Consider the following 23,596-nt stretch of genomic DNA (forward strand, 5'->3'; position numbering starts at 1 on the left):
GCTGGAACGTTTATCCAAGGAGTTCCCATGAACACCGCTGATTTTTCCGTCCTGCCGGATGAGCTTGTCGTTTCCCTGAATCCGCTGCGCCGCGGCGCCAACCGCGCGCGCACCTTCTGCGCCCGGCTGACCGGCATGGCCATGCCCTGGAGCGGCACGATGTCCGGCCAGCCGGCACGGTCGACGCGCATGCCCGTCCGCTGGCCGTTCCCCCCGGCGCCCACCCCCGAGGAAGTCTCGGGCGCGGCAGGGGAGGCCGTCGCGCCGGCGGCCAGTGCTCCAGCGGTTGGCGTCCCGGCGGCCGGCCTTCCGGCGGCCGGCGTACTGGCGGGTCTGCCCGTCGCCGACGCCGCCACTTCCACGCCGGCCGCGACCGCCGCTGCGGCGCGCAATCACAGCATCGGAGACGCCAAGGCGCAGCCGGTGGCCAATCAGCTCACGATGAAAGCCATGATTACGGACGTAGTGCTGGTGCTGGCCTGGGGCGCGATGATCCCCGGCCTGATGTGGTTGGGCGTGGCTGGCGGCTTCTGATGGCCGCTGGCTTCTGACGACCCGCGGCGGCGGTCAGCTCGATCCCAGCAGGATCACGCCCGCCAGAATGGACACGCAACCAGCCAGACGGCCCACGCCCACTTTTTCGCGCAGCAGGAACATGCCGGCCAGGGTGCCGAGCATCATGGACATTTCCCGGGCAGGCGCCACCAGGCTTAGCGGCGCGCCGTTGCGCAGCGCATACAGCACCAGGATGTACCCCAGCGGCGACAGAAACCCCACGGCCAGTGCCAGATGCCAATGGCCGCGCATGGATTCCCACGATTGGGTGGGGCGGCGCAGCATATGCGGGGTCATCATGGCGGTGCGGGTCACACAGGTAAACCAGTCGAACAGCACCGGACTGATCAGCAGCACTTTCACGCCGTACGCGTCCACCACCGTATAGGCCGCGATGAACAGGCCGATCACCACGCCCCAACGCACGCCGATCCACGCCTGCGCTTGCTTGAAGATGGCGAGCCGACCCTGGGTGGCGATCAGCAGCACGCCGGCCACGACGCACAGCATGCCGGTGATGCCGGTGCTAGTGGCGGGTTCGCCCAGCAGCAGGAAAGCGCCTGTCGTCGACAGCAGGGGGCCGGTGCCCCGCGCAATCGGATACACCACGGACAGGTCGGCCACCTGATAGCCGCGCTGCAGGCACAGGCTGTAGCCCAGATGCAACAGGCTGGATGTCAGGATGGCGCCGACGACGGGCCAGGTCCAGTTCATGCCGTCGTGCATCAGCACCCAGATCACCCACGGCGCATACAGCACCGTCGCGCACAAGCCGTAGGCAAAGACGAACGGCGCGCCCACCATGGCCGCGCGCTTGGCAAGGAGGTTCCACGTGGCGTGGGCCATCGCCGCCAGGACGACCAAGATCAGGGACGAGTACGACATGAGGGAACAGCGTCAGATGACGTGTTTGTTACAGGGAGTTGGAAGGGTACCGCAAACCGTGCTCAAGGCGCACATGTTACCCGAGGCTCTGGGGAATTTTTGGTGTAGAATCATCGGTTTGCCAAATCTCATCCTCTGCTTGCGGCATAGCATCGCAATACACGCCAACAGGAAAACCGCATTGCGGCTTACGCATTGCGGCTTACCTAGCGGACAGGTTGCCATGCACACGCACCAGGCCGGATGTGGCCGAAATCTTGATTCTTCAGTCTGGAATCCTGGGCCACGCGAAAGCCGGGCGTGAACAACATCGATCGGCAAAAGTTTTAGTCCGCAAAGACATGATGATCTAGGAGTTCACATGAACCTCATCGCTATCCTGGAACAGGAAGAAATTGCCCGTCTGACCGGCGGTCAAGCCAAGCCTGAATTTGCTCCTGGTGACACCGTCATCGTGAGCGTCAACGTCGTTGAAGGCACCCGCAAGCGCGTGCAGGCTTTCGAAGGCGTTGTTATCGCCAAGCGCAATCGCGGCCTGAACTCCGCGTTCACCGTGCGCAAGATTTCGTCGGGTGAAGCCGTGGAACGTACGTTCCAGCTGTACTCGCCGCAAATCGCCAGCATCGAAGTGAAGCGCCGCGGCGACGTGCGCCGCGCCAAGCTGTACTACCTGCGCTCGCGCTCGGGCAAGTCGGCTCGCATCAAGGAAAAGCTGGTCAGCAAGCAAGCCCCCGCGGCTTGATCGCTTATCGGTACACGGCCCTGACAGTGTCGGACGTTCACGCCAATCCGCGTTTCCGTCCGGCACGGTTTTCCGGGTTAAAAAGGCACCTGCGAGGGTGCCTTTTTTCTTACTTCTGAGCGTATGTCTGAAACCTCGTCCTCCGCGCGGCCTCGACGGCCGCTGGCGCGCCCCGGATTCGATCCGGCGACGCAACCGTGGGTGGTGGCCAACGAATCGCTGCCGCCCGTGCCCACCCGCCTGCTGACGCCGGATTCCCTGCGCGGCACGCTGAGCCAGCCGTCCACCTGGACGCTGGAGCTGTCGCGCGACAACGATCTTCGCTATCCCGGCCGCGAGGGCACGCCTGTGCCCGCTGCCGTGCTGATCCCGCTGGTGACGCGCGACGAGGGCGTGAACATCATGCTGACGCAGCGCGCGGCGCATCTGCACGATCACGCGGGCCAGATCAGCTTTCCCGGCGGTCGCATCGAGACCAGCGACGCCACGCCGGTGGACGCGGCGCTACGCGAAGCCCAAGAAGAAACGGGCCTGCCGGCCAATCATGTCGAAGTCCTGGGCAGCATGCCGCCGTACCTGACGGCGACCGGCTTTTCGATCATTCCCGTGGTGTCGCTGGTGCGGCCGGGTTTTGAACTGGCGCCCGACGCGTTCGAAGTGGCCGAGGTGTTCGAGGTGCCGTTGTCGTTCCTGATGGACCCGGCCAATCATCGCCTTTATGAAGCCCGGCTCGATGACGGACGGGTGCGCCAGTATTACGGCATGCCGTACGGCAAGCACTTCATCTGGGGCGCCACTGCGGGCATGCTGCGCAACCTCTATCACTTGCTGCGCCACGGATTCACGCCACGCTGATTGGCCTTTGAATCCGCTTCGGAACGATCGGGCGTGCAGGCCCGCACAAGCAAACGGCCCCGATGGGGCCGTTTTCAATGGGGGGCGCGGCAAGCGTCAGTAGCGCTGCTGGCCCGCCAGGTTTTCTTCAAGGATGCGTTCGTACAGCGCGTAGCGCGCCGGATCGATCCTGCCGCTCTGCAGCGCCGCCACCACCCCGCACCCGGGTTCGTGGCGGTGCGTGCAGTTGTAGAAGCGGCATTCCTCGATGGGCTGCGTGAACTCCGGAAACCCGCGAATGATGTCATCCCGCGTCAGGTGATGCAGACCGAAGGCCTGGAACCCCGGTGAATCGATCAGGTCGCCCCCCGGCGCCGGCAAATGGTAGAGCCGGGTGCTGGTGGTCGTGTGCTTGCCCATGTCCAGCGCGGTGGAGTGCTCGCGCGTCGCTGCGGCGGCATCCGGCACCAGCGCGTTGAGCAGCGTGGATTTGCCCATGCCGCTCTGTCCCAGCAGCAGGTTCGTGCGGCCGGCCAGGCGCGGCGCCAGCAACGTGTGGACTTTCTCGGGCTCGAGCGCGCTCAGTTCGATGATGTCCACGCCCAGCGCCGCGATGGGCGCGAGCCGCGCGCGCGCGGCCGGCAGCTCGTCGGTCAGGTCCGTCTTGTTCAGGATGATGAGGGGCGCGATGCCGGCGCTCCATGCGCCCGCCAGCGCGCGGCCGGTCAGGTCGTCCGAAAAGGTGGGCCGGACAGCCACGACGATCAGCAACTGGTCGACGTTGGATGCAAACTGCTTGGACCGCATTTCGTCGGAACGATAGAGCAGGTTGCTGCGGGGCAGAATGGCGTCGATGGCGCCTTCGTCCTTGCCTTGCGGCGTGATCTTGACCCGATCGCCCACTGCGGCACCGGTTTTCTTGCCGCGCGGGAAGCACTTGCGTAGGGCCCCATCGGCCAATTCCACGGTGTAGTGGCGGCCATGCGCGGCGATGATGCGGCCTTCCATCGGCGCGCTCATGCGGCGGCCGCCATCAGGTGGCGGATGCGCACGGCGGCAGGAGGGTGACTGTCGTAAAAGGCGGAATGCACAGGGTCGGGCGTCAGGGTTGCAGCGTTGTCGTCGTACAGCTTGACCAGCGCGGAGACCAGACGGTCCGGCGAGCTTTGCTCGGCGGCATAGCGGTCCGCTTCGAATTCGTCGCGGCGCGAGTACCAGCTGGCCAGCGGCGTCAGCATGAAGGTGAATACAGGAATGACCAGGAAGAACAGCAGCAGCGCCATTGCGTCGTTGCGGCCGCCCAATTGCGGCATTACGCCCAGGCCCACATAGAACCACGGTTGCTGCGCGATCCAGCCCAGGATGGCAAAGAACACCAGCGCGGCGGCAAAGCTGAAGATCACGCGCTTGATGATGTGGCGCTTGGCGAAATGCCCCAGCTCGTGCGCCAGCACGGCCTCGATTTCGTCGGCGTTCAGGCGGGCCAGCAAGGTATCGAAGAACACGATGCGGCGGGATTTTCCGAAGCCCGTGAAATACGCATTGCCGTGGGCCGAGCGGCGCGAGCCGTCCATGACGAACAGGCCATTCAGGGCAAAGCCGCAGCGCTGCGCCAGACGCTGGATGCGGCCGGCCAGTTCAGGGTCGGACAGCGGCGTGAATTTGTTGAAGAGCGGGGCGATGAACATCGGGTAGATGATCAGCAGGGCCAGGTTGAACACGGTCCATAGCGCCCAGGCCCAGATCCACCAGTAGGCGCCGGCGCTGCCCATCAGCCAAAGCACCGCGGCGGCCAGCGGCAGGCCCAATACCGCCGCAACAAGGAGACCCTTGGCGGCGTCGGCGACGAACAGCGCCGGCGTCATGCGGTTGAAACCAAAACGCGCCTCCAGCTTGAACTGCCGCCAAAGCGTGAAGGGCAGACCGAGCAGGCCCAGCACCAGCGCAACCACCACCAGCAGCAGCATCTGCCGCACGAAGTCGTTGCTGGTAAGCTGGCTGACCATCAGGTCGATGAACTGCAGGCCGCCCAGCAGCGTCAGGGCGACCAGCACCAGGGCGTCATAGGTGCGCTCGAGCATGCCCAGCCGAACCCGCGCCACGGTGTAATCCGCCGCCCGCTGATGGCTGGTCAACCCGATGCGATGGGAGAATTCCGCGGGCACCTGGTCGCGATTGCGGGCGACGTGGCGGATCTGGCGAGACGCCAGCCACATGCGCACGGCAATATCGGTCAGCAGGAAGGCAACGAACAGCAGTGTGAACATGGGCAAAGCGTTTTGCTCAAGAAGGGATGTGCGAAAATCGCGCGTTTTAAAGGCAAATTATATGGCTGCGAACGAAAACCGCCTGATCTGGCTTGACATGGAAATGACGGGGCTGGACCCCGAAAAAGAACGCATCATCGAAGTCGCCGTCGTGGTGACCGAGCCTGACCTGACGGTCGTGGCCGAAGGTCCGGTGATCGTCGTGCATCAGTCCGACAGCCTGCTCGACGCGATGGACAACTGGAACAAGTCGACCCACGGCAAGAGCGGGCTGATCGACAAGGTCAAGGCGTCCACCGTGACCGAGGCAGAGGCAGAGGATACGCTGTTGGCGTTTCTTGCGCAGCATGTGCCGGCGGGCAAATCGCCCATGTGCGGCAACACCATCAGCCAGGACCGCCGCTTCATGTTTGCCTACATGCCGCGTCTGGAACAGTTCTTCCATTACCGCAACCTGGACGTCAGCACGCTCAAGGAGCTGGCGCGCCGCTGGGCCCCCACCGTCTACAAGGGATTCGAGAAAAAGAGCCGCCACGAAGCGCTGGCCGACATCTACGAGTCCATCGACGAGCTCAAGTATTACCGCGAGCATTTCCTGAAGGTCTGAGACCGTCGGGGGACCGGCCGGTTCCCACGGACTTTGGCCGCACCCGACTGTCATGCCGTCCTACTCCGTCGCGCAGATCCGCCAAGCCGAACAGCGCGCCCTGGCCACGGGGCGTGCGCTGATGCCGCTGGCCGGCGCGGCGGCGGCCGGCTTCGTCGCGGCGCGGGCGCCGGCCGGCACGTCGATTCTGGCGCTGGCCGGGCCCGGCAATAACGGCGGGGACGCATTGGAAGCGGCTGCGCTATTGCTGGCGCGCGGCCTGGATGTCCTCGTGGTGCTGCCGTCGGGGCCAGACAGGCTGCCTGCTGATGCAGCGCGCGCCTGGGACCGCTGGCTGGCCGCGGGCGGAGCATCCCGGACGCACGCCGTGTTGCCGGCCGGGCCGTTTCAGGGGCTGGTCATTGACGGGCTGTTCGGCATCGGCTTGAACCGTCCGCTCGATGCCGCGTGGCAATCCCTGATCGACACGGTCAATGCGTGGCAGGTTCCGGTGCTGGCGCTGGATGTGCCCAGCGGCATTGATGCCGACACCGGCGTGGCGCTGGGCCGCCCGATCCGGGCGCGATGGACGTTGTCGTTCATTGCGGCATGCCGTGGACTCACGCTGGCCGGCGCAGGACGCGAGGCGGCGGGAGAATGCCACGTCGACACGCTGGGCATCGTCATGGCCGGCGAGGACAGCCCGCGCCGCTAAGCCCGCAACGCGCCGGCCGTCAGGCTGGCCGGCCGCCAAAGCGCGATTCGACTTCGGACGACAGGGGGCGGTAGCGTTCGTTGTCCTGCCCGGCCAGGGCATTCAGGTGGGTTTCGGAGGGATCGAACACCTTCCAGTAGAGCCGTCCGCACAATTCCCGCGCGGCGTGGCCCGGCCAGTTGTCGGGCAGCATGGGGGCAGGCAGTTGCGGATCGTGCAGCACGATCCGGCGCCAGTTGTGCAGCACCATGACGCGTACGGTGAACGCCTCGGCGGGCGAGGGCGCCTCGTCCAGCAGCTTTTCCAACGGGCCGAAGTTGCGCGAGAACTGGCGGTATTGCTCGGCCACGTCGTCCAGGTTCCAGCATTGCGTGGCCAGGCTGGCGATCGGCAGCCCGCCGGCGCCGGCCAGGTCGCGAGCCGACAGCACCAGCGCCCGGTCCGGGATGCCCAGCTTTTCAAGAATGTCGTGCGCGGCGCGCGCCTCGGTATGCGGATGCGCAAACAGCCCCGGCGCGATCATGCCGAAGCCTTCCCATGTCAATTCGCGGCGCAGCTCGCCGCGTTCAGCCAGTCCGTTGCCTGTGCGCGGCAGCGCGACCAGCGTCCATTCCCCGTTCCATTCCTTGGCGCCGCCCACGTAAATGCGCTGCGACGCGTGCGACGTGTGGCGCAAGCCCTGCTCGGAGATCAGGTAGAGGCTGCGCCGGCCGTGGCGTTCGGATTGCAGCCAGTTTTGCGCCACCAGACGAAAGACGCTGGTGCGCAGCAGGCGTTCGTTGATCCCGAGCGGGGCCAGAAGCTCGATCAGGCTGCCCAGCCAGATGGCGCCGCCGTGCGGAGCCAATGCATCGCCCAGCACGCTGACGCAGAGCGATTTCGCGCGGGGCGGATCGCTTTTCAATAAGCGGGACAGAGCGCGTTCCAGGGTCGACTGAGGGTTTGCCATGAGGAGGGCCGCGGACGGCCGATATCGGGATGCCGGATATGATACATAAATCCAATGTGATACAGATTTGAGTTTGACAATGATTTTTTTGTATTAAATAATCGTCTCATGACATGACGGCACTGCGCAGCGTTTGCTTTGCGTTTTCGCAAACCGTCTCAAGGAGACAACTATGTACGCTCAACTCGTCGAAACCGGCGTCAAGCAGGTCAAGACCGCGGACCAGCTTGAAGGCCTGGAACAGACGTTCCAGCGGCGCATCGACGACGGCGTCCGCATCGAGGCCAAGGACTGGATGCCCGAGGCCTACCGCAAGACGCTGGTGCGGCAGATTTCGCAGCACGCGCACTCGGAAATCGTGGGCATGCTGCCGGAAGGCAACTGGATCACCCGCGCGCCGTCCCTCAAGCGCAAGGCCATCCTTCTGGCCAAGGTGCAGGACGAGGCGGGCCACGGGCTCTACCTGTACAGCGCCGCCGAAACCCTCGGCGTGTCGCGCGACGACCTGATCGACGACCTGCACGCCGGCCGCGCCAAGTACTCCAGCATCTTCAATTACCCCACGCTGAGCTGGGCCGACATCGGCATGATCGGCTGGCTGGTCGACGGCTCGGCGATCATCAACCAGATCCCGCTGTGCCGCTGTTCCTACGGCCCGTATGCGCGCGCCATGGTGCGCGTCTGTAAGGAAGAGTCCTTCCATCAGCGCCAGGGTTACGACCTGCTCATGCAGATGTGCCTGCACGGCACGCCCGAACAGAAGGCGATGGTCCAGGACTCGCTCAACCGCTGGTGGTGGCCCGCGCTGATGATGTTTGGCCCGTCGGATGCGGATTCGCCCAACAGCGCCCAATCGATGGCCTGGAAGATCAAGCTCTTCTCCAACGACGAGCTGCGCCAGAAGATGGTGGACCAGACCGTGCCGCAGGCCGAGTACCTGGGCCTGACCGTGCCGGATCCCGATCTGAAGTGGAACGCCGAGCGCGGTCACTACGACTTCGGCGAAATCGACTGGACGGAGTTCTACGCCGTGCTCAAGGGCAATGGTCCGTGCAACCGCGAACGGCTTGCCGCGCGCGTGAAGGCGCATGAGGACGGCGCCTGGGTGCGCGACGCGCTAGTCGCCTACGCCGACAAGCAGTCCGCCCGTAAAGCCGCTTGAGGTCCCCCCCCCGGAGCGCTGCGCGCTTCCCCCCCAGGGGGGCGCCGCAGCGGACCGGCGGAGCCCGGATCCGCGCGGCCCCGCTGGCCCTCGCTGCGCTTCGGGATTGGGCACATCAGGCATTCGCAGTCCTAATTCATTTATTGCAGACCGGCCGTGCACTGCGCACCCGGCACTAGAGGAAATCCATCATGAGCAAAGACTGGCCTCTGTGGGAAGTCTTCATCCGCAGCCAGCACGGCCTGGCGCACAAGCACGTGGGCAGCCTGCACGCGCCGGATGCGGAAATGGCGATCAATCACGCCCGCGACGTGTACACGCGCCGCAACGAGGGTCTGAGCATCTGGGTGGTGCGTGCGTCGGATATTTCGGCCAGCAGCCCGGGCGACAAGGATCCGCTGTTCGAGCCGGCCAACAGCAAGGTCTACCGGCATCCGACCTTCTTCCCGATGCCCGAAGAAATCAAGCACATGTAAGGCGGGTGGGGGAGACATGGACAAAGCATTGTTTGAATACCTGCTGCGCCTGGGCGACACGTCGCTCATCCTGTCGCAGCGGCTGGGCGCCTGGACGGGCCACGGTCCCATCCTGGAAGAGGACCTGGCGCTGACCAATACCGCGCTCGACCTGCTGGGCCAGGCCCGCATGTGGCTGACGCTGGCCGGCGAGGTCGAAGGCGCGGGCCGTGACGAGGACGCGCTGGCCTACCTGCGCGACACGCACGAGTTCCGCAACGCGCTGCTGGTCGAGCGCGACAACGGCAACTACGCCGACACGATGGCGCGGCAGTTCCTGTTCGACGTCTGGCACTACTTCCTTCTGCAGCGCCTGGAGGCGTCCACGGATGAGCGTGTCGCGGCCATCGCGGCCAAGTCGCTCAAGGAAGTGACCTATCACGTGCGCCGCTCCTCGGACATGGTGGTGCGCCTGGGCGATGGCACGGCGGAAAGCCACGCCAAGATGCAGGCCGCCATCGATGACGCCTGGCGTTTCACGGGCGAGCTCTTCACCGACGACGCCATCGACCAGGACGTCGCGGCGCGCGGTATCGGCTGTGCCCTGTCTGCGCTGCGCCAGCCGTGGCTTGCGCACGTGCGCGAAGTGCTGGAAGAAGCCACGCTGACCGTTCCCGACGAAGCCGCCGCCAACCATGCCGCGCATCGCGGCGGCCGCCAGGGCAAGCACACCGAGGCGCTGGGCTACGTGCTGGCCGAGATGCAGCATCTGCACCGCGCCTACCCGGGAGCCACGTGGTGAACGCGCTGGCGCCCATTTCCGCCGACCAGGTCTTTGCCTGGCTGCAGGAGGTCCCGGACCCCGAGATCCCCGTGCTGTCCGTGGTGGACCTGGGCGTGGTGCGTGAAGTGTCGTGGGACGGTGACGCCTGTGTCGTCGTCATCACGCCCACCTATTCGGGCTGCCCAGCCATGCGCGAGATCACGCAGGACATCCGCCAGACGCTCGAACGCCACGGCGTGTCCGAGGTCCGGGTGGAGACGCGTCTTGCGCCCGCCTGGACGACCGACTGGATGAGCGAAAAAGGGCGCGAGGCGCTCAAGGGCTACGGCATCGCCGCGCCCGCTGAACGCGCCATCGACATTTCGGGCATCAGCCGCCGTACGGCGGCCCCGGCCATCGCCTGCCCGCGCTGCGGCTCGCGCGACACGCGGCTGGTCAGCAATTTTGGGTCGACGTCGTGCAAGGCGCTGTATCGCTGCGTTTCGTGCCGCGAGCCCTTCGATTATTTCAAGACTCACTAAAGAGTGGTTTCGAGATGAGCCAGAACCAATTCCATGCTTTGAAGGTGGCGTCCGTGGCGCGCAATACGCGCGATGCCGTGGTCGTGACCTTTGATCTGCCCGACACGCTGACGAACGAGTTCGCCTTCCTGCCCGGCCAATACCTGACGCTGCGCACCCAGCTCAATGGCGAAGAACTGCGCCGTTCGTATTCGATCTGTTCGGCGCCGCACGACAAGCTCTTGCGCGTGGCGATCAAGAAGGTCGACGAGGGCGTGTTCTCGAGCTGGGCCAATCACGAGTTGCAGCCCGGCCAGACCCTGGAGGTCATGGCGCCGGCGGGCAACTTCACGGTGGACTTCTCGCCCGAGAACCAGCGCCACTACGTGGCGTTTGCCGTGGGCAGCGGCATCACCCCCGTGTTTTCGCTGGTCAAGACGGCGCTGTCGACCGAGCCGCGCAGCAAGTTCACGCTGTTCTTCGGCAACCGCGCGTCGTCCGCGGTGCTGTTCCGCGAGGAAATCGAGGACCTGAAGAACCTGTACATGGACCGCTTTTCGCTGGTCTACGTGATGAGCCGCGAAACGCAGGACATCGAGCTCTTCAACGGCCGCCTGGATGGCGACAAGGTCGACCAGCTGATGTCGGCCTGGATGAGCCCCGAAGATATCGATTACGCTTTTGTGTGCGGTCCGCAGACCATGACCGAGAGCGTGGTCGAACGGTTGCAGGCGCGCGGCATCCCCAAGTCGAACATCAAGTTCGAGCTCTTCGGCGCACCCAAGGGGCCGCGTGCGCTGCGCACCGGCCAGGACGCCCCGCAGGCGCCCGGCAAGGGGCAGTGCGAAGTCACCGTGGTGCAGGACGGACACAGCCGCATGTTCGTCATCGACAAGAACAAGGACAGCGTGCTGGATTCGGCGCTGGCGCAGGGCATTGAACTGCCGTATTCGTGCAAGGGCGGGGTGTGTTCCACCTGCCGTTGCAAGGTGATTGAAGGCGAGGTGGACATGGACGCCAACTTCGCCCTTGAAGATTATGAAGTCGCGCGCGGGTTCATCCTGAGCTGCCAGAGCTTCCCGGTCAGCGACCGGCTGGTCATCGACTTCGACCAGGAAACCTGACCCGGCGCACGCCAGGCAAGCATTCAAAACTTATTGGAGAGATGAGCGTGTCCCAGAAATTCTTCGAACGTCACCAGCCCCTGCTGGAACAATCCCTGGCTGCCGCCGCGCTGCGCGGTTACTGGAGCCCGTTTGCTGAGTCGCCCAGCCCGCGCAACTACGGCGAGACCGCCAACGACGAAGGCCGCGCCGCCTTCGAAGCGCTTCAGGGCAAGCCCTTTCCGCTGAACCTGCATGATGCCGACGGCGTCGTGGGCGGCGAAAAATCTCCTTATGGTTTCGACCTGGGCATCACGTATCCCCGCGTGCCGGCGGACAAGCTGATCGCCGCCTCCAAACGCGCGCTGGAAGACTGGCGCCGCGCCGGTCCCCACGCCTGGGTGGGCGTGTCGCTGGAAATCCTGGCGCGCCTGAACAAGCTCAGCTTCCAGATCGCCTACGCGGTCCAGCACACCACGGGCCAGGGCTTCATGATGGCCTTCCAGGCCGGTGGCCCCCACGCGCAGGACCGCGGCTTTGAAGCCGTGACGTACGCCTGGCAGGAAATGTCGCGCATCCCGGGCATCGCCGTCTGGGAAAAGCCGCAGGGCAAGAACGATCCCATTCGCATGGAAAAGCAGTTCACCGTCGTGCCGCGCGGCGTCGCGCTGGTGATCGGCTGCTCGACCTTCCCGACGTGGAACGGCTACCCGGGCCTCTTCGCCAGCCTGGCGACGGGCAACACCGTCATCGTCAAGCCGCACCCGGGCGCGATCCTGCCGCTGGCCATCACCGTGAAGGTGGCGCGCGAAGTGCTGCAGGAAGCGGGCTTCGATCCCGACGTCGTGCAACTGGCCGCCCACGAGGCAGGCGACGACACCGCGCAGAAGCTGGCGCTGGACCCGGCCGTCAAGATCGTTGACTTCACCGGCAGCACCGCCAACGGCGACTGGCTCGAAAACAATGCGCGCCAGGCTCAGGTCTACACCGAGAAGGCCGGCGTGAACCAGGTCATCATCGATTCGACGAACGACCTGAAGGGCGTGGCCCGCAACCTGGCGTTCTCGCTGGCCCTGTATTCCGGTCAGATGTGCACCGCGCCGCAGAACATCTACGTGCCGCGCGACGGCATCAACACGCCGGAAGGCCGTGTCAGCTTCGACGACGTGGCCGCCGCGCTGGGCGTGGCGCTGGAAAAGGTGGGCGCCGACGCCGCCAAGGCCGTCGAACTGACGGGCGCCATCCAGAACGAAGGCATCGTCGAGCGCATCGAGAAAGCCCGTGCGCTGGGTCTGCCCGTTGTGGCGGACAGCAAGACGCTGGCGCATCCCCAGTTCGAAAACGCCCGCGTGCGCACGCCGCTGCTGCTGCGCACCGAGGCCGGCAATGCGGCGCTGGGCCAAGAGTGGTTCGGCCCCATCGCGTTTGTCGTCGCCACGGATTCCACCGCTCACAGCATCCAGCTGGCGCGCGACAGCGTCATCAAGCACGGCGCGCTGTCGCTGTCGGCCTACACGACGGATGATCGCGTGGCCGAGCAGGTGCAGGATGCCGCCGAAGTCTCGGGCGTGTCGCTCTCGCTGAACCTGACGGGCGCGGTGTTCGTCAACCAGACCGCCGCCTTCAGCGACTTCCACGGCACCGGCGCCAATCCGGCGGCCAATGCCGCGCTGTCGGACACGGCGTTTGTCTCGAACCGCTTCCGCGTGGTGCAAACCCGCCGTCACATCTAAGCCGGGCGATCGCAGATGAGCTATCAGGATATTCAATTCGACCTGTCCGGCGGCGTTGCGCGCCTGACGCTGAACCGCCCGGACAAGCTGAACAGCTTCACGGCCAACATGCACGCCGAAGTGGCCGACGCGCTGACCCGCGTCGAAACCGAGGGCGCGCGCGTGCTGGTGCTGACCGGCGCGGGCCGCGGCTTCTGCGCCGGCCAGGACCTGAGCGAGCGCAAGCCCGCGCCGGACGGCACGCCGCCCGACCTGGGTGAGACCGTCGACAAGTTCTACGGCCCGCTGGTGCGCCGCCTCAATGCCTTGCCCATGCCGGTCGTGGTGGGCGTCAATGGCGTCGCGGCAGGCGCGGGCGCCAATCTGGCCTTCGTGGGCGACATCGTCATCGCCAAGGCCTCGGCCAGCTTCATCCAGTCGTTCTGCCGCCTGGGCCTCATCCCCGACACGGGCGGCACGTTCGTGCTGCCGCGTCTGGTGGGCCGCGCGCGGGCCATGGGCCTGGCGATGCTGGGCGACAAGCTCAGCGCCAAGCAGGCAGAAGAGTGGGGCCTGATCTGGCAGTGCGTGGCTGACGAGGAATTCGACGCCACGCTCGATCGCCTGGCCACGCATTTCGCGGCCGCGCCCACCAAAGGCCTGGCGTTCACCAAGCGCGCCCTGCAGGCCAGCTTGTCCAATGACCTGTCCACGCAGCTCGACCTGGAACGCGACATGATGCGCGAACTGGGCCAGAGCGCGGACTACGCCGAAGGCGTCGCCGCGTTCCTTGGCAAGCGTGAACCGCAGTTCAAGGGGCAATGATGAGCGTGCACGTTCCCCCCGTTGAAGTGCCGACCGACCCGCAGGCGCTGGCGCAGGCCGTGGGCTCGGTGATGTATGCCGGCGACGCGGCCACGCAAGGCCTGGACATGAAGATCGAGGAAATGGCGCCGGGCTATGCGCGGCTGACCATGCGCGTTCGGCCCGACATGCTGAACGGCCACAAGACCTGCCATGGCGGTTTCATCTTCGCCCTGGCCGACAGCGCGTTCGCGTTTTCGTGCAATTCGCGCAACGTCAGCACGGTGGCGTCGGGCTGCACGATCGACTATCTGGCGCCGGGCTTCGAAGGCGACCTGCTGACCGCCGTCGCCCAGGAGCGTTCGCTGGCCGGCCGCACCGGCGTCTATGACGTCACCGTCACCAATCAGGATGGACGCAACGTGGCCTTGTTCAGGGGGCGTTCCTACCGCATCAAGGGCCAGATCGTCGGGACGCCCACGGACGCCTGACTGCTGCACCGTACCAAAGAGAAGAGAGACATCATCATGCCCAACACCATGAGCAAGCCGGGACTGGATCCTATCGAGCATGCCAGCCAGGACGAGCTGCGGGCCCTGCAGCTCGATCGCTTGAAGTGGACCCTCAAGCATGCGTACGAAAACGTCCCGCACTACAAGAAGGCGTTCGACGAAGCCGGCGTGCATCCCGACGACCTGAAGCAGTTGTCGGATATTTCGAAGTTCCCGTTCACGACCAAGAAGGAACTGCGCGAGAACTATCCGTTCGGCATGTTCGCCGTGCCGCGCGAGCGCATCTCGCGCATTCATGCGTCCAGCGGCACGACCGGCAAGCCGACCGTGGTCGGCTACACCCAGGGCGACCTGGACAACTGGGCCAACCTGGTGGCGCGTTCGATCCGTGCCGCAGGCGGCAAGCCCGGCGATACCGTGCACGTGGCCTATGGGTACGGGCTGTTCACCGGCGGTCTGGGCGCGCACTACGGCGCCGAGCGCCTGGGTTGCACGGTCATTCCAATGTCCGGCGGGCAAACCGAAAAGCAGGTGCAGCTGATCAATGATTTCCGTCCGGACATCATCATGGTCACGCCGTCCTATTTCTGCAACATCCTGGAGGAGCAGCGCCGCCAGGGCATCGACCCGCGTCAAAGCTCGTTGCGCATCGGCATCTTCGGCGCCGAGCCGTGGACCGGCCAGATGCGTGCCGACATCGAAGCCGAAGCGGGCATCGACGCGGTCGATATCTATGGGCTGTCTGAAGTGATGGGCCCAGGCGTGGCGAGCGAATGCGTCGAGACCAAGGACGGTCCGGTAGTCTGGGAAGATCACTTCTATGCCGAGATCATCAACCCGGATACCGGCGAACCGGTGGCCGACGGCGAACCGGGCGAACTGGTGTTCACGTCGCTGACCAAGGAAGCGATGCCCATCGTGCGCTACCGCACGCGCGATCTGACCCGCCTGTTGCCGCCCACCGCGCGCAGCATGCGCCGCATCGGCAAGATCACCGGCCGCAGCGACGACATGCTGATCGTGCGTGGGGTGAACATGTTCCCCACGCAGGTGGAAGAACTGGTCCTGAAGATCGCGCAGCTTGCGCCGCACTATCAGCTGGTGCTGTCCCGGTCGGGCAACATGGACGAGCTGGAAATCCTGACTGAAGTGCGCGCCGAGTTCTCGAGCCTGTCCGACGCCGAACGCGCCAATCTGGGCAAGCAGCTGCAGCATGCCGTGAAGACGCACATCGGCGTGAGCGCGCGGATCCAGGTGTCGGATGCGGGGCATGTCGAACGCACCTTGACCGGTAAGGCACGCCGGGTGATCGACAAGCGTCCGAAGTAGAGGGCGCGTCCCTACGCAAAAAAGGCAGCCAACCGGCTGCCTTTCTTCATTTCGCGACCTTTATCGCCCCACCGTCCGCAGTATGCGCCGATACCAGAGGTGCAGCAGGACCGCCGACAAAGCCAGCCCGAACATGGCCATCAGCCACATGCTGCCGGCCCCCTGCGGCGAGCCCGGCACCAGCACTTCGCGCAGACCGTCGATCCCGCCCCGGCCGGGACCAAACCCAAACCACCAGCCCCCAACCAGCCCCACGCCCGCCAGCGCGACCGTCTGCAGGATCAGCGGCACGACCGCGATCTTGTACGCGCGCAGCAGGTACGAGTTGATGCACTGCATCGAATCGAACAGGTGAAAGAGCGGCAGCACGGCAAGTAGCGTGGTTGCGACGGCGGCGACGGCGCCGTCGTCCGTGTACGCGGCCAGGATCAGCGGGCGGCCGATCAGCAGCACCGCAGCCGTCAGCAGCGCGCCGATCAGACCCAGCGCCAGACCGGCCATGCCGGTGCGATGGGCGTGCGCATAATTGCCCGCGCCGATGGCCTGCGCCGTCAGCGCAGCGGTCGCCACGCCCAGCGCCATCGGCATCATGTAGCAGAGCGCGGCCAGGTTCGACATGATCTGATGCCCGCCGGTCACGAAGGTGCCCTCGCGCGCCACCAGCAGCGCCATGAACGTGAACGCTGAGACCTCGACCAGGTACGAGCCGCCCATCGGGATGCCCAGGCGCAGCAGTTCCTTGAGCGCCTTCCAGTCCGGCTTGCCGATGCGAAGCTGGAAGCGGCGGTAATAGCGATCGTGCGTGATCACCCACAGACCCAGGCCCAGGCTCATCCACGACACCACGGCCGTCGCCAGCCCCGCACCGGCCGCACCCATCGCCGGCAGGCCCAGCTTGCCGTAGATGAAGAGCCAGTTGAACAGCGCCTTGAAGCCGATGATGGACAGGTTGATGGCCATGACGAGCTTGGGCCGCGACACCGCGGTGCCCAGCGCGTAGATCGTGCGGAACACCAGCGCGGCGGGCAGGGCCAGCACCAGTGCCTGCAGGTACGACGCGATGCGGTCGCGTACGCCCGGGGCGACGTCCCCCGACATGAAGAGCCACATGTCCGGAAACAGCATCAGCGCGGCGCCCACGACCGACAGGCCGAGCGCCAGCCACACGCCCTGGCCCCAGCTCTTTCCGACTTCCGCGTTGTTGCCGGCGCCGAACTGCTGCGCCAGGATCGGGATCAGGGCGTGCACGACACCCATCAGGCCGACGAAGACGGTGATGTAGATGGAAGCGGAAAGCGCCATCGCCGCCAGATCGTCGGGGCTGGAGTGTCCCGTCATGGCGGTGTCCAGCACCCCGAAAGAGATGCTGGCCCACTGGCTGATGAGGACGGGCCAGGCCTGCTTGGCGATGCCGCGCAGGGTGGCGCCGAAGGTCATCGGCGCCCCGATCGCGGCGGTCATGGCTTGACGCCGGTTCGCAGCAGGCGGAAGACTTCGGAACGGTCGGCGCGGCGGCCGCCTTGCCAGAGGACTTCGGCGCCTTCGCTGTACGCGGCCGTGCCGTCGCGCAGGCTCTGGTTGGTGGTCTGTTGCAGGACCAGCGTGCAGCGCGTGTCGAACGGGAACGACAGGTTGTTGAAGATCAGGAACGAGGCACGCTGCCCGCTGCCCAGGCTGAGCCCCCGGATGCACTCGCCCGGGCGCTTGTGCTGCGCGATGGCCTGGGCCAGTTGGCCGGACACCGTGCGATAGCTGCGTGCGTAGTCCACGGCAGGTTGCCACAACAGCACGAGCAGGATCCACGTTACGGTCAGGCCGCCGGCCGACAGCACGGTGCCGCGCCACAGCGCCTGCGGGCGCACGCGCAGCCGCCAGACGACCAGGACGATCCAGCCCAGGGTGAAGAGCACCGCCAGCGCAAAGGCCACCCACGAGATCACAGGTTCATAACCGGTGGTCTGGCGGGCGATGTTGCGGGAAATCTGCGCTGGCCAATGGAAGTGCAGCGCCACCCAGCCGAGCCAGGCGGTGGCCACCGTCAGCGAAAAACACATGACGGCAAACCAGTCCAGCGTGTTCACCACGCCGCGGCGCAGCGTGGGCAGCGAGAACGCGCCCAGCACCGCGCACGGCACGGCCAGCAGCACGAATTCGGAATCGCTGGCCTCATCCACGAAGAACAGGATCACAGCTGAACACACCAGCAGCATCAGCGGCACCCAGATGTGCGGCGCGTAGATCCAGGCGCGCCACCGCCAGATCGCCAGCAGCGCCAGCGGCCAGGTCGGCCACAGGTACCACGGCAGGTCGCGTAGCGTGCGGGCGGCGTCGTGCAGGCCAGGGATGGCGAAGGACGACAGATTCCAGGTCTTCCAGTTGCGGATCCAGTACTCGCTGCCCTGGCTGGCGGGAATCCACCAGGCAAGGATCAGACCGGTGGCCAGCACCGCGGCCCACAGCATCCAGCGCTTGCACTTCCAGAGCTGGCTGCGCGGATAGAAGGCCAGCGCCACGCCGACCATGATGGGCAGGGCGCCCACCCAACCGCGCGTCAGGAAGCTGGCAGCCAGCGCAATGCCCAGCGTGGTCGAGCCGGTGACGGGACGATCCACCGTGCGCGCCAGCGAATAGAACGCAAGCGCCTGGCAGGCCATGATGGCGGGGATGACGGTGGTTTCGTGGGTGCGCTGCAGGATGCCGACCGTGGCAAGCAGCAAAAGGAGGGCGGCGTCGGCCAGCATGCGGCCGTAGTCGCGCGGTTCGGGTTCCCCGCCAAAAGGCAGCGCCAGCGGCTGGGCTTCGGCCCGGCGGCCGAGCAGATATGTGCCGTACCAGACGCTCGAGGCCGTGATGCCGAACCACAGCAGATTGGGCAGGCGGCCGGCAGTGATGTCCCCGATGAACGGCCCGAACAGCCAGATGCTGATGGCGCCCACCCAGGTGATCAGCGGACCTTCCTCGGCGTGGGCCAGGTGCCCCACCTGCGGCAGCAGCCAGGTCAGGCCGCCTTCGCGGATCGCGGTGATCATCGTCGCCAGTCCGACGGCGTCGTCGGTTTTCCACGGGTCGCGCATGAACAGCCCGGCCACGATGTAGGCCAGGGACAGGCCCAGCAGGATAAGGCGGGGCAGTTTTGCGGTGGCTACCGACGTAAGCCGGGCCGGCGTGGAAATGGAAAGTGGGGACACGGGCGTTAATGTAACCGAGTGGTCGGGATGCGCCACCCCCTGACCGGCCTTCTGGCGTCGAGGGGGGAAAAAAAAGCAGCCCGAAGGCTGCCTTTTTGCTGTGACTCCCGTAGGAGCAACAGGATCAGGAAGCGGACTTGACCGTGCCAGCCGTACGGGCGAAGCGGGCGCGGAACTTTTCCACGCGGCCGGTTTCGACGATGCGGGTCTGGGCGCCAGTGTAGAACGGGTGCGATTCGGAGGTCACGTCGCACTTGAAGAGCGGGTACGTCTTGCCGTCGAGTTCAACGGTTTCGCGCGTTTGGACGGTCGAACGGGTGATGAACTTGTTGCCCGTTTGCAGGTCGGCGAAGACGACTTCGCGGTATTCGGGGTGAATGCCTTCTTTCATGGTGCTTTCCTAGACTCGGTCGAGTCTTTTTCAAGAGTTAGGGTCGCCAGCTACAGCTGCCTGGTTCCGCTGCCGCGGTTCGCTACCAAATCTTGGCGCGACAGGCGCTAGCCACGTATCCAAAAAGTAACCCCGCATTCTAGCACGCGATCCCGCCTGCGGCCAGCCGCAAATGGGTGCCCGGGCTGTCACGCAGCCCGGGTTTCAGCGCGACGCAAATGTCAGAGATCCGTGCGCAGTTTCCAGATCTCCGGAAACAGCACCACTTCCAGCATGCGCCGCAGGTAATCCACGCCCGACGTGCCGCCCGTGCCCCGCTTGAAGCCGATGACGCGTTCTACCGTCGTAACGTGGCGGAATCGCCACAACCGGAAGGCGTCTTCCAGGTCGGTCAGCTTTTCACCAAGCTGGTAAAGCGCCCAATAACGGTCCGTGTTGCGGTAGACCGTCAGCCAGGCGGCTTCGACCGCCGCCGACGCCTGATACGGCTGGGTCCAGTCGCGTTCCAGGTGATCGGCCGGGATATCCAGGCCGTTCCGCGCCAGCAGCCGCAGTGCCTCGTCGTACAGCGACGGAGCTTCGTAGGCGCTCTGCACCTGGGCCAGCAGGTCGGCGCGGTGCGAATGCGGCTTGAGCATGGCCGCGTTCTTGTTGCCCAGCAGGAATTCGACCTGGCGGTACTGGTAGCTCTGGAATCCGCTGGAACGCGCCAAGTAGGGACGCAACGCAGAGTATTCAGGCGGCGTCATGGTTGCCAGCACGTCCCAGGCGTGGACGAGCTGCTCCATGATCTTGCTGACGCGCGCCAGCATCTTGAAGGCCGGCTGCAGGCGGTCCTCTGCGACGCTGGCGATCGCGGCCCGCAGCTCGTGCAGCATCAGCTTCATCCAGAGCTCGCTGGTCTGGTGCTGGATGATGAACAGCATCTCGTTGTGCTCGGGCGACATCGGGTGCTGGGCGCCAAGCAGTTCATCAAGATGCAGATAATCGCCGTAGGTCATGTCGCGCGCGAAATCGAGTTGCGCCTTTTCCTGGTGGACGATGTCTTCGGGGCGTTCGTTCTGGCTCATGCGCGGCCTCCGTGGCAGGGCGGCGCAGCGCGGCGGGCGGATGCGGGCAGGGCGCGCCAGTGGGGCGCGAATAGGAATTGCATGGTCGATTCTCCAAGCGGGGCGGCTGCTGTCGGGCAGCCGCGCCCGGGCCGGCAAATCAGCCTACAGTTCGCGCAGGACCGCGCGGACCGGGCTGGCATCGGCCTGGATCAGCGCCAACGGCAAGGCGATCAACTCGTAATCGCCTTCCGGCACGTCGTCGAGCACCAGGTTCTCCAGTACCCGCATGTCGTGCCGCAAGATCGTATGGTGGCTGTCCAGGGTCTTGCTGGAAGCGGGGTCGATGCTGGCGGTGTCCAGACCGATCAGCATGACGCCGCGTTCGGCCAGCCATTCGATGGTCTGGGGCGCGTAGGCGGAGAAGTCATCCGTCCACCAGTCCTGCGCGGCGTGCTTGGCGGTGCGCACCAGCACGCGGGGCGGCAGGTTGTGCGCCGCATGGGCTAGATGGTCGATCGTGATGAGATCGCCGCAGTCGATCGCATGGATTACGCGGCAAGGACCCAGGAAGGGTTCAAGCGAAACCGCGCCGATGGCTGCGGCCCCGTTCTGGTAGTGCAGCGGGGCGTCGGCATGCGCGCCGATGTGCGGCGACATCGTGATTTCGCTGACGTTGACCGGACAGCCGGGCGTGAGCGTCCACTTCCATTGCTGGCGGTACGGCGTGTCGCCCGGAAAGACGGGAGATGCCGTCGAGACGGGCGGGGAAATGTCCCACAGGCGTTTCATGGCGGGCAAGGAAAGGTCGCGAGGGCCGGAATTAGGTTAAGCCTAAAACAATATCGGGCGGTAGTCTAACGGAATTCCGGCGCTTGTTGCGGTCAGAGGCAGCCCAGTTCAGCCAGCGACACCGCCGAGCCTCCCGCGACGATCAGGTGGTCGATCAGTTTGATGTCCACGAGCGCCAGGGCTTCCTTCAGGTGCCGCGTGAAGCCGTGGTCTGCTGCGCTGGGCGACGCCACGCCGGACGGGTGGTTGTGCGCCACGATGAGGGCCGCCGCGTGGTGGCGCAAGGCCTCGCGCACGACCTCCCGCGGGTAGACTGCCGCCTGCGAGAGCGTGCCCCGCGCCAGTTCGCCCGTGGCGATCAGGCGCAGCTGGGCGTCCAGGTACAGGGCGATGCAGTGCTCCACTTGCAGATGGCCGAGCGCCGCCTTGCAATATTGTTTCACTCGGGTGGGGTGGTTCATGGCGGTGTCCCGGACCAGGTCTTCTTCCATGGCGCGGCGGGCCAGTTCCAGCAGCGCCGCCAGGGTGCAGGCTTTGGACGCCCCTAATCCGGCGATGGACATCAGGTCCTGGGGCGAGGTGCTCAGCAACCCGCGCAGCCCGCCGAACCGGTCCAGCAATTGACGGCACAGATCCACTACATTCAGCCCTGGAATCCCCGTGCGCAGCGCGACGGCCAGCAGCTCGGCATCCTGGATCGATGCGGCCCCGTGACGGAGCAGACGCTCTCGGGGACGGTCTTGTTTTGGCAGCCGGACGGACAATTTCATAAGAGGCTCTAAAATCAGGGTTTACTCAAATACCCATACGGTGGCAGATCGTGAGCATCGCCTCTAATGAAGTGAACGTTTTGGTCCGTCCGGATTCCTACCTGACGCTGCATTACCGCATTACCCTGGCCTCGGGCCCGGGCGCGGGTTCGGTGTTCACCGACACCTTCGACGGCCGTCCCGGCACGTTGCAGATGGGCGGCGGGCAGTGGGCGCCTGGCCTGGAGGCCGCGTTGGTCGGCCGCGCCGAGGGCGACAAGTTCAGCGTCACCATCGAGCCGTCAGACGCCTACGGCGACCGCAATCCCGAACTGATCCAGCGCGTGACGCGCGCCATGCTGGCGCAGCACGCCGGCGAGGACGCCACGTTCGAACCCGGCGACCTCGTGGAATTCACCGCGCCCAACGGCGGCCGCTATTCGGGCGTCCTCAAGGAAATCAACGACGAATCCGCGCTATTCGATTTCAACCACCCGCTGGCAGGCATCAGCCTGAAAGTGGACGTGGCGCTGCTGGGAGTGCTTTGATGAGCCAGGCTGTCACCGCCTCCGACGCCGAAGTCCTGCTGGCGCAGCCGCGCGGCTTCTGTGCAGGCGTGGATCGCGCCATCGATATCGTCGAACGGGCCATCGAACTGCACGGCGCGCCCATCTATGTGCGTCACGAGATCGTTCACAACCGCTACGTCGTGGAAGACCTGCGCGCCAAGGGCGCCATCTTCATCGACGAGCTCGACGATGCGCCCGCGGGCGCCATCGTGGTGTTTTCGGCGCATGGCGTCTCCAAGGCCGTGCGCGCTGAAGCGGAAGCGCGCGGGCTGCAGGTCTTTGACGCCACCTGCCCGCTGGTCACCAAGGTGCACATCGAAGTCGCGCGCATGCGCGCCGCCGGCCGCGAGATCATCATGATCGGCCACAAGGGGCATCCCGAGGTCGAAGGCACCCTGGGCCAGGCGCAGGGCGGCATGTACCTCGTCGAAACCGTCGAAGACGTCGCCAGCCTCGAAGTCACCGATCCGGAAAACCTGGCCTACGTCACGCAGACCACGCTGTCGGTCGATGACGCGGCCGCGGTGTCGCAGGCGCTGAAGGCGCGCTTTCCCAGCATCGCCGAGCCCAAGAAAAGCGACATCTGCTACGCCACGCAGAACCGGCAGGATGCGGTCAAGATCCTGGCGCCGGAATGCGATCTGGTGCTGGTCGTGGGCAGCCCCAACAGCTCGAACTCCAATCGCCTGCGCGAAGTGGCCGAGCGCAAGGGCGTCGCGTCCTATCTTATCGACGGCGCGGAATCCATCGACCCCGCCTGGCTCGTCGGCCGCAAGCGCATTGGCGTGACCGCGGGCGCCTCGGCGCCGGAAGTGCTGGTGCAGCAGGTGATCGCGCGCGTCAAGGAACTGGGCGCCGTCTCGGTGCGCAAGATGCCGGGGCTGGAAGAAAACGTCGCGTTCCCGCTGCCCAAGGGCTTGTCGCGCAAGGCGGCCCAGACCGAATCGCTGGAATGAACAAGCGC

Annotated in this window: 26 protein-coding genes; 16 read left to right on the top strand and 10 right to left on the bottom strand. The window is 65.6% G+C overall.

Annotated elements, in window-relative coordinates; all coding sequences use genetic code 11:
* Window positions 1–27 precede the first annotated feature (27 nt).
* A complete protein-coding gene (locus AB3147_RS07500; RefSeq protein ID WP_239212431.1) occupies window positions 28–534 on the top strand; it encodes a hypothetical protein in 507 nt (168 codons plus the stop codon).
* Window positions 535–567: 33 nt separating this feature from the next.
* On the opposite strand, the gene AB3147_RS07505 is transcribed toward AB3147_RS07500, so the two are convergent.
* The gene (locus AB3147_RS07505) at window positions 568–1,440 is read right to left on the bottom strand and encodes a DMT family transporter (protein WP_218345137.1); all 873 of its coding nucleotides are present in this window, start codon (window positions 1,438–1,440) and stop codon (window positions 568–570) included.
* Window positions 1,441–1,801: 361 nt separating this feature from the next.
* Here AB3147_RS07505 and rplS point away from each other — a divergent pair, with 361 nt between their 5' ends.
* Complete coding sequence (gene rplS, locus AB3147_RS07510; protein WP_175124715.1) at window positions 1,802–2,182, top strand: 50S ribosomal protein L19; 381 nt, start codon at window positions 1,802–1,804, stop codon at window positions 2,180–2,182.
* A gap of 123 nt (window positions 2,183–2,305) precedes the next feature.
* Window positions 2,306–3,037: a CoA pyrophosphatase gene (locus AB3147_RS07515; protein WP_175137478.1), complete on the top strand. Its 732-nt coding sequence runs from the start codon at window positions 2,306–2,308 to the stop codon at window positions 3,035–3,037.
* A gap of 96 nt (window positions 3,038–3,133) precedes the next feature.
* Here AB3147_RS07515 and rsgA read toward each other — a convergent pair whose 3' ends face one another.
* Entirely contained in the window at window positions 3,134–4,036 is a 903-nt protein-coding gene (gene rsgA / locus AB3147_RS07520; protein WP_175137479.1) for a ribosome small subunit-dependent GTPase A, read from the bottom strand.
* Entirely contained in the window at window positions 4,033–5,283 is a 1,251-nt protein-coding gene (locus AB3147_RS07525) for a M48 family metallopeptidase (RefSeq protein ID WP_367351670.1), read from the bottom strand. The genes rsgA and AB3147_RS07525 overlap by 4 nt, the downstream gene beginning before the upstream one ends.
* 61 nt (window positions 5,284–5,344) lie before the next feature.
* Here AB3147_RS07525 and orn point away from each other — a divergent pair, with 61 nt between their 5' ends.
* Together orn and AB3147_RS07535 are read left to right on the top strand one after the other, a co-directional pair.
* The gene (gene orn / locus AB3147_RS07530; RefSeq protein WP_367351671.1) at window positions 5,345–5,890 is read left to right on the top strand and encodes an oligoribonuclease; all 546 of its coding nucleotides are present in this window, start codon (window positions 5,345–5,347) and stop codon (window positions 5,888–5,890) included.
* 52 nt (window positions 5,891–5,942) lie between these two features.
* Complete coding sequence (locus tag AB3147_RS07535; protein WP_367351672.1) at window positions 5,943–6,584, top strand: NAD(P)H-hydrate epimerase; 642 nt, start codon at window positions 5,943–5,945, stop codon at window positions 6,582–6,584.
* Between the two features lie 19 nt (window positions 6,585–6,603).
* On the opposite strand, the gene paaX is transcribed toward AB3147_RS07535, so the two are convergent.
* Window positions 6,604–7,533, bottom strand: coding sequence for a phenylacetic acid degradation operon negative regulatory protein PaaX (paaX, locus tag AB3147_RS07540; protein ID WP_286893134.1), 930 nt, complete (start codon window positions 7,531–7,533; stop codon window positions 6,604–6,606).
* 172 nt (window positions 7,534–7,705) lie between these two features.
* On the opposite strand from paaX, the gene paaA reads away from it, so the two are divergent.
* The 9 genes from paaA (at window position 7,706) to paaK (ending at window position 15,894) form a co-directional block, all read left to right on the top strand.
* Window positions 7,706–8,695 carry a 1,2-phenylacetyl-CoA epoxidase subunit PaaA gene (gene paaA / locus AB3147_RS07545; protein WP_175124709.1) on the top strand — a complete coding sequence of 330 codons (990 nt, stop codon included), beginning with the start codon at window positions 7,706–7,708 and terminating at the stop codon, window positions 8,693–8,695.
* A gap of 191 nt (window positions 8,696–8,886) precedes the next feature.
* Complete coding sequence (paaB, locus tag AB3147_RS07550; RefSeq protein ID WP_006388300.1) at window positions 8,887–9,171, top strand: 1,2-phenylacetyl-CoA epoxidase subunit PaaB; 285 nt, start codon at window positions 8,887–8,889, stop codon at window positions 9,169–9,171.
* Window positions 9,172–9,187: 16 nt separating this feature from the next.
* Window positions 9,188–9,952, top strand: coding sequence for a 1,2-phenylacetyl-CoA epoxidase subunit PaaC (gene paaC, locus AB3147_RS07555; protein ID WP_312994673.1), 765 nt, complete (start codon window positions 9,188–9,190; stop codon window positions 9,950–9,952).
* Window positions 9,949–10,455 (top strand): 1,2-phenylacetyl-CoA epoxidase subunit PaaD, encoded by a 507-nt coding sequence (gene paaD / locus AB3147_RS07560; protein ID WP_175124734.1) that lies wholly within the window; start codon window positions 9,949–9,951, stop codon window positions 10,453–10,455. Before paaC ends, paaD begins: the two co-directional genes overlap by 4 nt.
* Window positions 10,456–10,469: 14 nt before the next feature.
* Window positions 10,470–11,558: a 1,2-phenylacetyl-CoA epoxidase subunit PaaE gene (paaE, locus tag AB3147_RS07565; RefSeq protein ID WP_175124707.1), complete on the top strand. Its 1,089-nt coding sequence runs from the start codon at window positions 10,470–10,472 to the stop codon at window positions 11,556–11,558.
* A 47-nt stretch (window positions 11,559–11,605) separates the two neighbouring features.
* A complete protein-coding gene (gene paaN / locus AB3147_RS07570) occupies window positions 11,606–13,270 on the top strand; it encodes a phenylacetic acid degradation protein PaaN (protein ID WP_175124706.1) in 1,665 nt (554 codons plus the stop codon).
* A gap of 15 nt (window positions 13,271–13,285) precedes the next feature.
* Window positions 13,286–14,074 carry a 2-(1,2-epoxy-1,2-dihydrophenyl)acetyl-CoA isomerase PaaG gene (gene paaG / locus AB3147_RS07575; RefSeq protein ID WP_367351673.1) on the top strand — a complete coding sequence of 263 codons (789 nt, stop codon included), beginning with the start codon at window positions 13,286–13,288 and terminating at the stop codon, window positions 14,072–14,074.
* On the top strand, window positions 14,074–14,544 hold the full coding sequence (gene paaI / locus AB3147_RS07580; RefSeq protein WP_056569414.1) for a hydroxyphenylacetyl-CoA thioesterase PaaI: 471 nt from the start codon (window positions 14,074–14,076) through the stop codon (window positions 14,542–14,544). The genes paaG and paaI overlap by 1 nt, the downstream gene beginning before the upstream one ends.
* 36 nt (window positions 14,545–14,580) lie before the next feature.
* Complete coding sequence (paaK, locus tag AB3147_RS07585) at window positions 14,581–15,894, top strand: phenylacetate--CoA ligase PaaK (RefSeq protein ID WP_313697714.1); 1,314 nt, start codon at window positions 14,581–14,583, stop codon at window positions 15,892–15,894.
* 60 nt (window positions 15,895–15,954) lie between these two features.
* On the opposite strand, the gene AB3147_RS07590 is transcribed toward paaK, so the two are convergent.
* The 6 genes from AB3147_RS07590 to radC all read right to left on the bottom strand — a co-directional run bounded on the left by AB3147_RS07590 (window position 15,955) and on the right by radC (window position 22,084).
* The gene (locus tag AB3147_RS07590) at window positions 15,955–17,355 is read right to left on the bottom strand and encodes an MATE family efflux transporter (protein ID WP_175124703.1); all 1,401 of its coding nucleotides are present in this window, start codon (window positions 17,353–17,355) and stop codon (window positions 15,955–15,957) included.
* Window positions 17,352–19,082 carry an ArnT family glycosyltransferase gene (locus tag AB3147_RS07595; protein ID WP_175124702.1) on the bottom strand — a complete coding sequence of 577 codons (1,731 nt, stop codon included), beginning with the start codon at window positions 19,080–19,082 and terminating at the stop codon, window positions 17,352–17,354. Before AB3147_RS07595 ends, AB3147_RS07590 begins: the two co-directional genes overlap by 4 nt.
* A 124-nt stretch (window positions 19,083–19,206) precedes the next feature.
* Window positions 19,207–19,473, bottom strand: a complete 267-nt coding sequence (locus AB3147_RS07600; RefSeq protein WP_008164119.1) for a type B 50S ribosomal protein L31 — start codon at window positions 19,471–19,473, stop codon at window positions 19,207–19,209.
* 221 nt (window positions 19,474–19,694) lie between these two features.
* Window positions 19,695–20,543, bottom strand: coding sequence for a tryptophan 2,3-dioxygenase (gene kynA, locus AB3147_RS07605; protein ID WP_367351674.1), 849 nt, complete (start codon window positions 20,541–20,543; stop codon window positions 19,695–19,697).
* Window positions 20,544–20,687: 144 nt separating this feature from the next.
* Entirely contained in the window at window positions 20,688–21,314 is a 627-nt protein-coding gene (gene kynB / locus AB3147_RS07610; RefSeq protein WP_175124733.1) for an arylformamidase, read from the bottom strand.
* A gap of 92 nt (window positions 21,315–21,406) precedes the next feature.
* A complete protein-coding gene (gene radC, locus AB3147_RS07615) occupies window positions 21,407–22,084 on the bottom strand; it encodes a RadC family protein (protein ID WP_175124701.1) in 678 nt (225 codons plus the stop codon).
* 50 nt (window positions 22,085–22,134) lie between these two features.
* Between radC and AB3147_RS07620 the strand changes: the two genes are divergently transcribed.
* A complete protein-coding gene (locus AB3147_RS07620; RefSeq protein ID WP_175137484.1) occupies window positions 22,135–22,611 on the top strand; it encodes an FKBP-type peptidyl-prolyl cis-trans isomerase in 477 nt (158 codons plus the stop codon).
* A complete protein-coding gene (ispH, locus tag AB3147_RS07625; protein WP_175124699.1) occupies window positions 22,611–23,588 on the top strand; it encodes a 4-hydroxy-3-methylbut-2-enyl diphosphate reductase in 978 nt (325 codons plus the stop codon). The genes AB3147_RS07620 and ispH overlap by 1 nt, the downstream gene beginning before the upstream one ends.
* Window positions 23,589–23,596: the final 8 nt, after the last annotated feature.

Source organism: Achromobacter animicus (assembly GCF_040775605.1).
GTDB lineage: Bacteria > Pseudomonadota > Gammaproteobacteria > Burkholderiales > Burkholderiaceae_B > Achromobacter > Achromobacter animicus.